12 protein-coding genes are annotated in these 13,742 nt (G+C 66.9%); 7 read left to right on the top strand and 5 right to left on the bottom strand.

Annotated elements, in window-relative coordinates:
- The first annotated feature begins 739 nt into the window (after window positions 1-739).
- From WH367_RS22260 to WH367_RS22245, 4 genes are all read left to right on the top strand, one after another.
- Window positions 740-2,107 carry an amino acid permease gene (locus tag WH367_RS22260; RefSeq protein WP_021027717.1) on the top strand — a complete coding sequence of 456 codons (1,368 nt, stop codon included), beginning with the start codon at window positions 740-742 and terminating at the stop codon, window positions 2,105-2,107.
- A gap of 14 nt (window positions 2,108-2,121) precedes the next feature.
- Window positions 2,122-2,799, top strand: coding sequence for an arylformamidase (gene kynB, locus WH367_RS22255; RefSeq protein ID WP_339537707.1), 678 nt, complete (start codon window positions 2,122-2,124; stop codon window positions 2,797-2,799).
- Window positions 2,800-2,872: 73 nt separating this feature from the next.
- Window positions 2,873-4,189 (top strand): kynureninase, encoded by a 1,317-nt coding sequence (gene kynU, locus WH367_RS22250; protein ID WP_339537706.1) that lies wholly within the window; start codon window positions 2,873-2,875, stop codon window positions 4,187-4,189.
- A 30-nt stretch (window positions 4,190-4,219) separates the two neighbouring features.
- A complete protein-coding gene (locus tag WH367_RS22245) occupies window positions 4,220-4,921 on the top strand; it encodes a 3'-5' exonuclease (RefSeq protein ID WP_339537705.1) in 702 nt (233 codons plus the stop codon).
- Here the strand turns inward: WH367_RS22245 and WH367_RS22240 are convergent.
- Window positions 4,896-6,329 carry an L-lactate permease gene (locus WH367_RS22240; RefSeq protein ID WP_339537704.1) on the bottom strand — a complete coding sequence of 478 codons (1,434 nt, stop codon included), beginning with the start codon at window positions 6,327-6,329 and terminating at the stop codon, window positions 4,896-4,898. The genes WH367_RS22245 and WH367_RS22240 overlap by 26 nt on opposite strands.
- 66 nt (window positions 6,330-6,395) lie before the next feature.
- On the opposite strand from WH367_RS22240, the gene WH367_RS22235 reads away from it, so the two are divergent.
- The gene (locus WH367_RS22235) at window positions 6,396-6,977 is read left to right on the top strand and encodes a helix-turn-helix domain-containing protein (protein ID WP_339537703.1); all 582 of its coding nucleotides are present in this window, start codon (window positions 6,396-6,398) and stop codon (window positions 6,975-6,977) included.
- A 27-nt stretch (window positions 6,978-7,004) separates the two neighbouring features.
- On the opposite strand, the gene WH367_RS22230 is transcribed toward WH367_RS22235, so the two are convergent.
- On the bottom strand, window positions 7,005-7,913 hold the full coding sequence (locus WH367_RS22230; RefSeq protein WP_339537702.1) for a LysR substrate-binding domain-containing protein: 909 nt from the start codon (window positions 7,911-7,913) through the stop codon (window positions 7,005-7,007).
- A gap of 106 nt (window positions 7,914-8,019) precedes the next feature.
- On the opposite strand from WH367_RS22230, the gene WH367_RS22225 reads away from it, so the two are divergent.
- Complete coding sequence (locus WH367_RS22225; protein WP_339537701.1) at window positions 8,020-9,558, top strand: MFS transporter; 1,539 nt, start codon at window positions 8,020-8,022, stop codon at window positions 9,556-9,558.
- Here the strand turns inward: WH367_RS22225 and WH367_RS22220 are convergent.
- From WH367_RS22220 to ada, 3 genes are all read right to left on the bottom strand, one after another.
- On the bottom strand, window positions 9,552-10,472 hold the full coding sequence (locus tag WH367_RS22220; RefSeq protein WP_339537700.1) for a DNA-3-methyladenine glycosylase 2: 921 nt from the start codon (window positions 10,470-10,472) through the stop codon (window positions 9,552-9,554). The two genes, WH367_RS22225 and WH367_RS22220, sit on opposite strands and share 7 nt — an antisense overlap.
- An 87-nt stretch (window positions 10,473-10,559) precedes the next feature.
- The gene (locus WH367_RS22215) at window positions 10,560-11,384 is read right to left on the bottom strand and encodes a 2OG-Fe(II) oxygenase (protein WP_339537699.1); all 825 of its coding nucleotides are present in this window, start codon (window positions 11,382-11,384) and stop codon (window positions 10,560-10,562) included.
- On the bottom strand, window positions 11,377-12,549 hold the full coding sequence (ada, locus tag WH367_RS22210; RefSeq protein ID WP_339537698.1) for a bifunctional DNA-binding transcriptional regulator/O6-methylguanine-DNA methyltransferase Ada: 1,173 nt from the start codon (window positions 12,547-12,549) through the stop codon (window positions 11,377-11,379). The genes WH367_RS22215 and ada overlap by 8 nt, the downstream gene beginning before the upstream one ends.
- 107 nt (window positions 12,550-12,656) lie before the next feature.
- On the opposite strand from ada, the gene kynA reads away from it, so the two are divergent.
- Complete coding sequence (gene kynA, locus WH367_RS22205; RefSeq protein WP_339537697.1) at window positions 12,657-13,517, top strand: tryptophan 2,3-dioxygenase; 861 nt, start codon at window positions 12,657-12,659, stop codon at window positions 13,515-13,517.
- Window positions 13,518-13,742: the final 225 nt, after the last annotated feature.

The following is a 13,742-nucleotide window of genomic DNA, read 5'->3' as shown; positions in this document are numbered from 1 at the left end:
CGCTGGCACCGAAGAGTGCCAGTGCATCGTCAACTAGCTTGCCGCGTCTGTCCGAACGGAGCGCCTACGGCGCGTAGAGAGTTTCGCGGCATACCCCGCAAACGCCACGACACAGGTTGCCCTTCGCAACGCGAAGGGTCGCAAGCAGCAGGGGCGGCCTTCTTTTGGGTACTTTTCTTGGCCGCGCAAGAAAAGTACCTCGCCCGCCGGGGCGAGACCCGGCCAGCTGCCCTACGCAGTAGTATGCAGATCCGATAAACAAGCACAACGGTCAGCCGACCAGAAAAAGACAGCATCCTCCACCATCAACGAAGCCATCCCTAATCCCCCCTTTTGCATGCGCCTGGGTCGTGGCGTTTACGGGGTGGCGCTGGCACCGAAGAGTGCCAGTGCATCGTCAACTAGCTTGCCGCGTCTGTCCGAACGGAGCGCCTACGGCGCGTAGTGAGTTTCGCGGCATACCCCGCAAACGCCACGACACAGGTTGCCCTTCGCAACGCGAAGGGTCGCAAGCAGCAGGGGCGGCCTTCTTTTGGGTACTTTTCTTGGCCGCGCAAGAAAAGTACCTCGCCCGCCGGGGCGAGACCCGGCCAGCAAGTCATATCAAAGCCAAAGGCATAACAAGCAAACAAACACCCAACATGGATTTGGCACAAATCCTAAAATCCCCACCTTCCCCGCGCACCAGCGGCCAGCAAAGCCGCCACAGCGCCACCCCAGCCACAACAAGCAAAAACCCGTGTCCCCTTTTGAATCGATTGCCCGCCGCGAACGCGGGCTGCTGCAGCAACTCACTGCCGCCCAAATGACGATGATCGCCATTGGCGGCGCCATCGGCACCGGCCTCTTCATGGGCAGCGCCTTTGCCATCGGCTTTGCCGGGCCCAGCGTGCTCATCAGCTATGCCATCGGCGCGCTCATCGGCCTGCTGCTGATGGGCTGCCTGGCCGAGATGACCGTCGCGCACCCGACCAGCGGCTCGTTTGGCGCTTATGCCGAGCACTACCTCAGCCCCCTCGCCGGCTTTGTGGTGCGCTATGCCTACTGGGCGGCCGTGGTGCTGGCGGTAGGGATGGAGGTCACCGCCGTTGGCAAGTACATGAAGTACTGGTTCCCAGAGGTGGAGCAATGGGTCTGGGTGGCGCTGTTCTCGGTCGTGCTGGCCGCCGTCAATGCCACCAGCGTCAAGGCCTTTGGGCAGATGGAGTATGTGTTCTCCATGGTCAAGGTCGTGGCCATCGTCGCCTTTATCCTGATCGGCGCCTATGTGGTGTTCGGCTCGCGGCCCGAAGGTGTGGGTTTTTCCAACTACACCGCAGACCGGGGCTTTTTCCCCAATGGCTGGTGGGGCACCTGGGTGGGGGTGATCATCGCCATCTTCAGCTACCTCAGCCTGGAGTCGATCGCGATTGCCGCCGGTGAGGCGCAGAACCCGCGCCAGGCGGTCACCTCGGCGTTCAAGACCACGGTGCTGCGCCTGGTGCTGTTCTACCTGCTGTCGCTGGCTTTGATGCTGGCCATCGTGCCCTGGAGCCATGCCAGCACCGACAAGAGCCCCTTCGTCAAGGTGATGGAGATCGTCGGCATTCCCGGCGCGGCCAGCGTGCTCAATTTTGTGGTGCTGGTGGCCAGCCTCTCGGCGATGAATGCGCAGCTCTATGTCACCTCGCGCATGATGTTCAGCCTCTCGCGCGGCGGCTATGCGCCAGCAGCGCTGGGCAAGGTCAACAGCCGGGGCGTGCCGATGGGCGCGATTGCGATCTCCTGCCTGGGCATGGCGGTGGCCATGGTGCTCAACGTGCTCAAGCCCGAGGAGTCGCTCACCCTGATGATGTCGATCTCGATGTTCGGCGCCATGTTTGCCTGGTTCATGGTGTTTGTTACCCACCTCTTTTTCCGCCGCCGCTGGCAGCGCGAGCATCCGGGCGAGCGCCTGCAGTTCCGCATGTGGGGCTTTCCGGTGCTGACCCTGCTGGGCGCCGTGCTGATGCTGGCCGTGATCATCACCACCTATTTCACCGATGTGTTCCACATGACCACCCTGATCGGCGTGCCCATGCTGCTGGTGATGACCGCCGTCTACCTGATCTGGTACCGCAAGCGCTGATACATTGCATAGCTATGCCAAACACGCCTCATTCCGAGCCAACCCTGTGGGACATCTCGCCGCCCGTCTACGTCGGCATGCCGGTGTTCCCCGGCGACACGCCCTACCAGCAGCAATGGGTGGCCAGTATCGGGCCGGGTTGCCCGGTCAATGTGGCCAGCATCACCAGCACCCCGCATGCAGGGGCCCACGCCGATGCGCCGCTGCACTATGCGCCCGATGGCGCCACCATCGGCCAGGTCGATCTGGCGCCCTATCTGGGCCGCTGCCGTGTGGTCCATGCGATTGGCTGCGGCCCGCTGATTGAGTGGCAGCACATCGAACACGCGATACGCGACGACCTGCCCGAGCGCGTGCTGGTGCGCACCTACCAGCAGATGCCGCAAACCCAATGGGATGCGGGCCTGACCGGCTATGCGGCCGAGACCGTAGAGCGCCTGGCTGCGCTGGGCGTACGGCTGATCGGCATTGACACCGCCAGCATCGACCCGGCCGACAGCAAGGCCCTGCCCAGCCACCAGACCATTCGCCGCCACGACATGCGCGTGCTGGAGAACCTGGTGCTGGACGCCGTGCCCGAAGGCGACTACGAGCTGATCGCGCTGCCGCTCAAGCTCGTGCAGGCCGATGCCTCGCCGGTGCGCGCCGTGCTGCGCTCGCTGCCCGGCACCTACAATCAGGCCTCGGTCTGAACCACCCCATCCCTTGCGGCAGGCGCCTGACCCACCAGCGCCTGCCCGCCACCCTTGACAAAGAGACATAGCCATGACCACCTTGGAAGCCTGCCGCGACGTTGACCAGCATGAGCCGCTGGCGCCGCTGCGCCATCTGTTCGACCTGCCCGACGGCGTGATCTACCTGGACGGCAACTCGCTGGGCCCGCTGCCCAAGGCCACGGCCGCGCGCGTGGCCGATGTGGTGCAGCGTGAATGGGGCCAGGGCCTCATCCGCAGCTGGAACGATGCCGGCTGGATCGACCTGCCCCAGCGCCTGGGCGACCAGTTTGCGCCCTGGATTGGCGCCAAGCCTGGCGAAGTCGTGTTCACCGACACCACCTCGGTCAACCTCTACAAGGTGCTGAGCGCGGCCATCCGCCTGTCGCAGCAGGAGTTCTCCGACCCGGCGCCGCGCACCAAGGTGATCAGCGAGCGCAGCAACTTCCCCACCGATCTGTACATCGCCGAGTCGCTGTGCAAGCAGCACAACCTGGAGCTGGTGCTGATCGAGCCCGAGGAGCTGCCCGCCTGCCTGACCACCGACGTAGCCGTGCTGCTGCTCAGCCACGTGAACTACCGCACCGGCCATATGCACGACATGACCCAGGTCACGCGCGATGCGCATGCCCAGGGCGTGCTGACCGTCTGGGACCTGGCCCATGCCGCCGGCGCCGTGCCGGTGGACCTGAACGCCGCCAACGCTGACTACGCGGTGGGCTGCAGCTACAAGTACCTCAACGGCGGCCCCGGCGCCCCGGCCTTTGTCTGGGTGCATGCGCGCCATACCGACAAGTTCTGGCAGCCGCTGTCGGGCTGGTTTGGCCATGCCGAGCAGTTTGCCTTCACCAGCGACTACCAGCCAGCCGCCGGCATCCGCCGCTACATGTGCGGCACCCAGCCGATGATTGCGCTGTCGGCGCTGCAGTGCGGCCTGGACATCTTTACCGAAGCCGAGAAATACGGCGGCATGACGGCGCTGCGCCGCAAGTCCATCGCACTGACCGACCTGTTCATCGAGCTGGTGGAGACCCGCTGCGCCGGCTACGGTCTGGGCCTGGCCACGCCACGCGATATCTTTGCGCGCGGCTCGCAGGTGTGCCTCACGCGCGACGACGGCGCGGGCGTGGACGGCCAGGGCAGCGGCGCCTACGCCATCGTGCAGGCGCTGATCGCTCGGGGCGTTATCGGCGACTTCCGCAAGGGCGATGGCGGCAACGGCCCGCACAAGGACATTCTGCGCTTTGGCTTCACCCCCCTCTACACCCGTTTTGAGGACGTGTGGAACGCGGTCGAGCACCTGCGCCAGGTGCTGGAATCGGGCGAGTGGCAAAAGCCCGAGTTCAACCGCATCCATGCGGTGACCTGATTGCCGAGCACCTCCAGCACCTGCCCCGCCATGTCCGAACGCATCGCCATTCTCGACTTTGAAACCACCGGCATGAGCCCGGCGCATGGCGCGCGGGCGGCCGAGGTCGGCATCGTCATGGTCGAGAACGGCCGTATCGTCGACCGCTACCAAAACCTGATGAATGCCGGCCAGCGCATGCCCAGCTTTATCACGCAGCTCACCGGCATCACCACGGCCATGCTGCAGGCGGCAGCGCCCGCTGAGCAGGTGATGCGCGAGGCAGCAGATTTTGTCGGCACGGCGCCGCTGGTGGCACACAACGCATCGTTTGACAGCAAGTTCTGGCTGGATGAGCTGGAGCGCGCAGGCTGCGCAGCCAGCCCGGCCGCAGCGCCTGTCGGCAGCCTGTTTGCCTGCACGGTGTTGCTGTCGCGCCGCCTCTACCCCGAGGCGCCCAGCCACTCGCTGGGCAAGATCGTGCGCCATCTGCAATTACCGCCGGCCGACAAGGCCCACCGGGCGCTCGCCGATGCCGAGATGACGGCCCATCTGCTGCTGCGCATGCAGGCCGACCTGCGCAGCCGCTGGCATATCCCCGACCCCAGCCATGCGCTGCTGAGCGAGCTGCAGGTCTGCCAGCGCAAGCACCTGGGCCGCTGGCTCAGCAGCACCTCGGCGCGCCAGACCCAGCCACAGCTGCCCGAACTGGTGACCACACTGGCGCCTAAGGCTGCTGCAGAACGGCGCTGAGCAGCACATTCAGCGCTGCCATCAACAGCACCGCCAGCCCGGTGACCAGCAGCACCTTCGCCTGCACCCAGGCGCGCTCGGCCTGCGCCTCCCCGGGCACCAGCTGGCAGGCCATCTCCACCTTGCCGGGCGATGCCATCAGCAGCAGCGCTGCACTGACATTGTGGACCGCCATAAAGGGCAGCACCGCGACGCCCAAGGCCTGCGCAATCTCGGCCTGGGTGGCGGCAAACATCGCATTGGCCCCCGTGTTGGAGCCAGTCAAAAAGCCGCCCAGGGCAGCCACAAAAGGCGCCGCAAACACATAGGCGCTACCGCCCTGCGCCAAGGCATGGGCCAGTTGCGCGGCCATGCCAGATACCGCCATCACGACGCCCAGCACGATGAACAGCCCCGTCACGGGTGCCACCTGGCGCCAGGACTGCCACACCCGCTGCAGGCTGCTGGGCGCTGGCAGGCCGCGCGCAAACCAGGCCGCCGCCACAAACAGCCACAGAGCAGGGGATGCCAGCAAATGCCAGGCACCCGCAGCTTGCAAGGCGCGCAGCACGGCCCCTGCCACCAGCACACCGAGCAGCAGCAAGCCATAGGCGGCCAGCGCGCGCCAGCCCAGGGCGCCCAGCGGCGCAGTGGCATCGCCCGCACAAGCGCCTGCGCCCCGACGGCCCAACCAGAGCCAGAGCGCGGTCATCAGCAAAGCGCCCAGAGCACCTGCGGCTGAGGTACCTAGCACCGCATTGCTCAGCCCGATGGCCAGCGCCAGCATCAGGCCCGACAGCGCACCTTGCAGCATGGCCCCCGCACGCCGGCCCGGCGCGCTGGCCAGCCAGGCAGCGGCCACACCCACCACCACCATGGGGATCACACTCACTGCTGCTGAGGCCACGCCCAGCGCATCAAATGACAGCCCGGCCATCGTCGCGGCAACCAAGGTGCCCGGGCCCATCGAACCCCAGGGCACGGCGCACAGGCCCAAGAGGCCAATCAGCGCGATCTTGCGCGCCGGCAACCCGCTGTGCGCCAGCAGCGGAATGCCAATCGTGATGCCAATGCCAAAGCCGGTCAGCGATTCGGCAAAGGGCGTGACGCCATGCACCACCAGCAGCACGGCGCCCACGCCTTCACCGGTGCGGCCCATCACACATTGCGCCAGCGCTTTTTGCGCGCCGGCGGCGCGCAGCACTTCGGACAGCAAGAGGCCCCCGCCCACAATCAGCAGCACCTCGACCAGCACCGGCATCCAGCTGGCCAGTGCCTGCAGCGCTGCGGGCGTGCTGAGCGGAAACGCCATCACACAGCCGGCCAGCGCCAACGCCACGCCGATCAGCGCTGCATACAGCGACCGCAGGCCCAGCAGCAACCCGGCGATAACGGCCAGGACCGGCGACGCACTCAATAACAGGTACATTGGGAGAGCTCTTGTTGAAATTGCATATAGGCAAATAATATTTCCTACACGAAATATAGTCAATCCATGTCGACTGAAAACTCCCCACCCAGCGCGGACTCCGACCTGCAGTTCGGCCTGGCGGTGCGCGCCCGCCGCGCCCAGCTGGCCATCACCCTGGACCAGTTGGCGCAGGCCAGTGGCGTGACTTCCGGGGCGCTGTCCCGGGTGGAGCGGGGGCTACTGAGCGTGAGCCTGCGCAACGCGATGGCCATTGCGCGCGGCCTGGGCTGCGAGCTGAGCGATCTGGTGCAAAGCCCTGCCCCGGCGCAGATCACCCGCGCGGGCGAACATGCGCGCTTTGTGCATGAGGACACCGGTATCGTGCGCCTGGCGCTGGCCCGCCCGCTGCCGGGGCTGGAGCTGCTGCACTATGCGGTGCCGCCGGGCCAGACCTCCAGCTACTTCGCGCCGCACCGCCCGGGCACGCGCGAGGTGTTTTATGTCGAGACCGGCAGCCTGCGCGTCTTTACCGGTGCTGATTCCGTGCTGCTGCAGACGGGTGACAGCGCCCAGCTGGCGATGGACACCGAGCACCACTTTGCCAACGAAGGCCGAGGCGTCGCGCATTTCATCCTGCTGGTGGCAGCTCCGGCACACGGCGGCTGATGCCCCGGCGCCTGGCCTCGATGGGCTTTATGGCGACGGTGGCTGGAACAGCCGCTCGGCCACAAAGTCCACAAACACGCGCAGGCGCGGCGACATCAGCCGGCCCGAGGGCCAGAGGATGCTGAACTGGCCGGAATAGGTCAGACAGTCGTCCAGCACCGTCTCCAAGCTGCCATCGGCCAGCGCATCGCGGGCCAGAAAATCGGGCATATAGGCAATGCCCAGGCCCCCGATCGCCGCGCCGCGCAAGGCCTCCATGTTGTTGCAGGTCAGCGCCGGCGGGTGGGCAGCGGCATCCTGCTGCGCCTCGGCCGTGTCACCGCCCATCTGCCAGGGCTGCAGCTTGCCTGAGGTGGGAAAGCGAAAACGCAGGCAGTCATGCGCCGCCAGCTCCTCGGGGCGCTGGGGCCGGCCGCGCTGCGCCAGATAGGCGGGGGATGCGCAGAGCACAAAGCGGAACAGGCCCAGGCGCCGGGCGCTGAGGCTGGAGTCGGCCAGCATCCCGCTGCGGATCACCGCATCCAGGCGCGCCTCGACCACATCGACCAGCCGGTCGTTGAAGTCCAGGTCCAGCGCGATATCCGGGTAGCGCGCACGGAAGTCTGGAATCACCGGCAGCAAGAAGCGGTAGCCAATGGTGGGCAGGCCAATGCGCAACAGGCCCCGGGGACTGCTTTGCGTGCTCGACAGCAGCGCCTGCGCATCCTGCAGGTCATCAAGGATGCGGCGCCAGTGCGTGTACATCAGCTCGCCCTCATGCGACAGCGACACGCGCCGCGTGGTGCGCACCAGCAGCTGCGTGCCCAGCTGCGCCTCCAGCTTGGCCACGCTTTTGCCGACGGCCGATGCCGAGATGCCCAAGGCACGGGCAGCGGCCACAAAACTGCGGCGCTCGGCCGCCTGCACAAAGGCGGCGATGTGGTTCAGGTTGTCCATGCGCGCATATTACGGAAATTTGGTTGTTAATCAAACAACGATCGGCCTGTTTATTGGCAATCTATTCCTCATTAAGCTGCACAGCGTGTTTTTGCAGGAGTTGGCTATGCACCGTGTTTTACCCTCCGCCTGGCGCGGGCCCTGGGTGGTTCTGGCATCCGTTTGTCTGGCAGCGCTGGTGCTGCCACTCAGCTTTTCTGGCGGGGCCGTGGCCACGCCGGCGATTGGCCGTGCACTGGGCGGCAGCGCCAGCAGCCTGGGCTGGATCACCAATGCCTTCATGCTGGGCTTTGGCAGTTGCCTGATGGCCGCTGGCGCAGTGGCCGACCAGTGGGGGCGCAAGCGGCTGTTTTTGCTGGGTCTGTCGACCTTTTGCCTCGCGGGCCTGGCATTGGTGCTGGCGCGCAGCGTCTGGCAGATTGACCTGCTGCGTGCGCTGCAAGGGGTGGCCGCAGCTGCAACGCTGGCCGGCGGCACGGCCGCACTGGCGCAGGAATTTGCGCCGGCCCAGCGCGCCCAGGCCTTCAGCCTGCTAGGCACCACCTTTGGCACCGGCCTGGCCTTTGGCCCGCTGCTGACGGGCTGGCTGATCGAGCACACCGGCTGGCAGGCCGGTTTTGCGCTCTGCACCGGCCTGGGGCTGCTGGCCTTGCTAGTCGGCATGGTCGCGATGCGCGAGTCGCGCGACCCGCAGGCCCAGGGGCTGGATGTACCCGGTGCGCTGCTGTTCACCAGCATGCTGGTCTTGCTGACGCTGGGCATGGTGCAGGCCGCCGCGCTGGGCTGGCGCAGTCCGCAGGTCATCGCGCTGCTGCTGGCATCCATCCTTGCGCTGCTGCTCTTCATCGCCGTGGAGCGGCGCGTGGCCCGGCCGATGCTGGACCTGAGCCTGTTCCGCTACCCGCGCTTTATCGGTGTGCAGGTGCTGCCCATTGCGACCTGCTACTGCTATGTGGTGCTGCTGGTGCTGCTGCCGCTGCAGCTGATCGGCATTGCCGGCTACAGCGAGGTGGCAGCGGGCTGGTGGATGCTGGCGCTGTCGGCCCCGATGCTGGTGGTGCCGCTGGTAGCAGCCTGGCTCACGCGCTGGTTCCACGCCGGCCCTATTTCGGCCGCTGGCTTGCTGCTGGCCGCCGGGGGCCTGGTGTGGCTGGCGCAGGTGCCTGTGGATGCAGGGGGAATGGCAAGGGTGCTACCGCTCTTGCTGATCGGCAGCGGCGCGGGTCTGCCCTGGGGCCTGATGGATGGGCTGTCGGTAAGCCTCGTGCCCCAGGAGCGCGCGGGCATGGCCACCGGCATCTTCAGCACCGTGCGGGTGGCCGGTGAAGGTATTGCGCTGGCAATGGTGACGGCGATGCTGGCCGGCTTGATAACCCCACATCTGCCGGCGGTGCTGGATGCGGCCAGCCTGCAAACCGCCGCCCAGCAGTTGGCGATGGGCGAGCTGCGCCAGGCGCTGGCCTTGCTGCCCGCCCAGCCCGATGCGGCAGCGGCGCTGGGTTTGCAACATGCCTATGGCCAGGCCTTTGCGCAGCTGCTGTATGTGCTGGCGGCGATAGCCACGGTCTCGGCCCTGGTGGTGCTGGGCCTGCTGCGCCCGGCCAGTGGCGGTACGCTGCAGGCCCTTGAAGCCAGTCCTCAGTAGCTTTTGGCCGACAGGCTGGCCCAGAGGTGGGCCGCCACCAGCGCCCGCCAGGGTGCGAACGCACCCAGCCACTGCTCGGCCTCGCGCTGCGAGACGCTGGGCACATCCAGCAAGCGGGCCAGCGCATTGCGCACCGCCACATCGCCATGCAGGCTGCCATCCAGCCAGCCAAAGCCACGCAGCAGCGCGTAATGCACGGTCCAGGGGCCAATGCCCTTGATGGCCAGCAGCGCATCTTCAATCGCCTGGGCGTCTTGCGCCTGCAAGGGCTGGGCGGCCCAGGCATCGAGCGGCAGGCTGCCGTCCAGCACGGCGGCGCAGACGCGCTCCAAGGTCGCGATCTTGCTGACCGAGAAGCCCGCTGCCCGCAATTGCTCGGGCGTCAGCGCCGCCAGCGCGGCGGCATCGGGGTGGCAGAGCATGCCGCTGCTGTGCTGCACGGCCGTGGCTGCAATCAGGCGCCGGCGCAGCGCAATGGCCGCTGCCACGCTGATCTGCTGGCCGGTGATGGCCCAGACCAGGGCCTCAAACGGGCTGCTGCTGGCGGGCACACGCAGCCCCATCTGGCTCAGCAACAAGGGGCCCAGCACCGGGTGCTGGCCATGCTGCAGTGCCAGCTGGTCCGCCCCATCGCCCAGGCCCAGCATGCGCGCCAGCATCGCATCGAGTGCAGCGGGGTCGTTGCCGGTCGGCGCTGTGCCATCGACTGCCAAACTGGCGACCGCGCGCGCTGCGCCATCCACCATCTCCAGCTGCAGCAGCGCAGGCTGCCCCTGCCAGACCAAGCCCTTGCTGACGCGCAACCCTTCGACCTTCTCTGACGCCTGCAGGGCATCGCGGGCATGCAGGGCCAGCATGTCCTGCGGGCGGTAGTTGGCAGGCAGGGCGACTTGGGTGCGCAGAACCAGGGGCATGGCGTGGTCGGTAGATGGCGGCGGCTGCCGTGGATCCCCACTATAGAGGATGGAAGCTGGGCGATGAAGTCGGGGCTGTTTCAGCGCTTACTCTGCATCGTGGAACACAATGCCCAAGGTATGGCGATCGCCCCGCAGCACGGTGGAGACCCCATGCCGGTGCTGCACCCGGTAGCTGCCGCGTGCGCCCTGCACCGGCCGCTCGCGCACCGCAATGATGGCCGCATCACCGCGCTGCAGCGGCAGCACCTGCACGCGCGACTGCATGCGGGGGCGCTGCTCGGTCAGCACCAGCTCGCCGCCGTCAAAATCCTCGCCCGGCTGCGACAGCAGCACGATCACCTGCAGCGGAAACACCAGTTCGCCATACAGGTCCTGGTGCAGGCAGTTGTAGTCGCCCGCGCCATAGCGCAGCAGCAGCGGTGTGGGCCGCCGCTGGCCGGCTGCATGGCACTGCGCCAGCAAGGCCGCATGCTGCGCAGGCCAAGGCGGCGCGGCGGCTGCGAGCTGCGCGCGCCATGGCTCCGCCACGGGCTGCAAGCGGGCATAGAGTGCCGTGCGCAAGGCCTGCAGCAGCGCTGGCAGCGGGTAGGCAAAGTACTGGTACTCGCCCCGGCCAAAGGCGTGGCGCTGCATCTGGATGCGGCTGCGAAAATGCGCCGCTTCGCCATACATCGCGGCCATCTGCTGGCATTGCGCGGCATCCAGCAAACCGGGTAGCAGGCCCCAGCCCTGGCGGTCCAGCTGGCTGCCCACAGCGGCCCAGTCGTAGCGCTGCAGGCTTGCCTCACTGGCTACATCTGCGCCATCTGCATCGGGTTTTGCCGGGGCAGCGGATTGCGACAGCGCTGCGCTGGCCTCAGCCTCCAGCGGCAGCGCAACTTGTGCAGCACTGGCCGCACGCTTAGCCATGGCGCGCCACCCGTGGCGCCTGCGGTGCCAGCTCGGCCTCGTGCTGCAGCAATGCGCGCTTGCGATCCACGCCCCAGCGGTAGCCGGAGAGGCCGCCGTCATTGCGCACCACCCGGTGGCAGGGAATGGCGACGGCAATCGCATTGGCCGCGCAGGCGCCCGCAACGGCGCGGCTGGCCTGGGGCATGCCCAGCTTGCGTGCCAGCTCGCTGTAGCTGACGGTGCTGCCGACGGGAATCAGCCGCAGCGCCTGCCAGACCTGCTGCTGAAAGGCGGTGCCGCGCACATCCAGCGGCAGCGCCAGGCCGCGCGTGGGTTCGTCGACAAAGCCGATGACCTGGGCCATCCAGCGCTCAAAGGCGGCATCACCCCCGGCCAGTTGGGCTTTGGGAAAACGCTGCTGCAGGTCCTGCACCAGCGCATCGGCATCGTCGCCCAGCAAGATCGCGCAAATGCCCTGCGTGGTGGCAGCCACCAGGATGGGGCCCAGGCTGCATTCGGCCACGCCAAAGCGGATCTGCTGCGCGGCGCCCCCTGTGCGGTACTGGCGCGGGGTCATGCCCAGCACGGCCTGGCTGTCGCGGTAGAGCTGCGCGGTGCTGGCAAAGCCGGCATCAAAGATCGCATCGATGACGCGGGGCGCCTCTTGCGCATCGCCCAGCGCCGTTTGCAGGCGCTGGCGGCGCTGGGCCTTGGCATAGGCCTTGGGCGATACGCCGACGGCCGCCTTGAAGACGCGCTGCAGATGGAAGGGGCTCATGCCGGCACGCTCGGCCAACTCGGCCAGGCTGGGCTCGTCTTCAGCCGTGGCGATCCAGTCGCAGAGCTGGGCCATCAAGGCCGCATGGCCGGGCTTGGCGGCCGCCTCAGGCTGGCAGCGCTTGCAGGCGCGGTAGCCGGCGGCCTGGGCCTGCGCTGCGGTGTCGAAAAATTGCACGTTTTCGGGCTTGGCCAGGCGCGAGCTGCAGGAGGGCCGGCAAAAAATGCCGGTGCTGCGCACCGCATAGACAAAGCGGCCGTCGGCTGCGGCCTGGCGGCCTTGCACCTCGGCCCAGCGCGGATCGGCCAGGGTTTGCTGCGCGCGGGAGGCGGCCAAAGCGGCAGCGCCGCGCGCCGGCACGGCCTCCGAAGTGGCGCTGGGTGTGGATGGGGCAGACGGTTTCATGCGAATCACCTCAGTACAATCGATGCAGCCACTTTAGGCCTTGCGGCCCGGTTGTGCAGTGCCATTCTTGCGCTGCAATTGACGCCGCTTGCACTGCCCCACACACCATGCGAGACACCCCCAGCAAGCCCGAATCCATTGTGCATGAAGAGCGCGCCCAGCTCGATTTCAGCAAAGACATGAGCTATGGCGACTACCTGCACCTGGACGAGATCCTCAACGCCCAGCACCCGCTGTCGCCCGCGCACGACGAGATGCTGTTCATCGTGCAGCACCAGACCAGCGAGCTGTGGATGAAGCTGATGCTCCATGAGCTGCGCGCCGCCATGCAGGCCATGGCCAACCCGGCAGACAACACCAAGCCCGAGGCCTTCAAGATGCTCGCGCGCGTCTCGCGCATCATGGAGCAGCTGGTCAATGCCTGGACCGTGCTCTCGACCATGACCCCGCCCGAGTACACGGCCATGCGCCCCTACCTGGCCAACTCCAGCGGCTTTCAGAGCGCGCAGTACCGCTGCATCGAGTTCTCGCTGGGCAACAAGAATGCCGCCATGCTCAAGCCCCATGCGCACCGGCCAGACCTGCTGGCCCAGGTAGAGGCGGCCTACGCAGCGCCATCGCTGTACGACATTGCCTTGCAGCTGCTGGCCCGCGAAGGCATTGCCGTGCCGGCCGAGGCGCTGCAGCGCGACTGGAGCCAGCCCTATGTCGAAAGCGAAGGCGTCAAGCAGGCCTGGATCACCGTGTACAGCGATCCGCACAAATACTGGGACCTCTACCAGCTGGGCGAGAAGCTGACCGATATCGAAGATGCCTTCCGCCTCTGGCGCTTCCGCCACCTGACCACCGTCGAGCGCGTGATTGGCTTCAAGCGCGGCACCGGTGGCACCGGCGGCGTGAGCTACCTCAAGAAAATGCTCGATGTGGTGCTCTTCCCCGAGATCTGGTCGCTGCGCACCAACCTGTGAGCTGCCGCAACCCCACCCAGGGGTTGCCCCAAGTGACACTGCGCCGTGCAGAGCCGGCCAGAGTCCTCTATAGTGACAGTCGCATATAACAAGCCGCGCCCGCCCCCTGCTGGCCGATGGCGCATATTAAGAGGCACTGACATCACCCAGCAAACCGAAGGTTTGCGGTTGAGACGAGGCATCAAGCCGCAGACAGTACAGACGTACTGCAAGGCTTGAGAACGA

It is taken from the genome of Comamonas sp. MYb21, assembly GCF_037479395.1.
Lineage (GTDB): Bacteria > Pseudomonadota > Gammaproteobacteria > Burkholderiales > Burkholderiaceae_C > Comamonas.
This window is presented reverse-complemented; position numbering and strand designations above follow the sequence as displayed.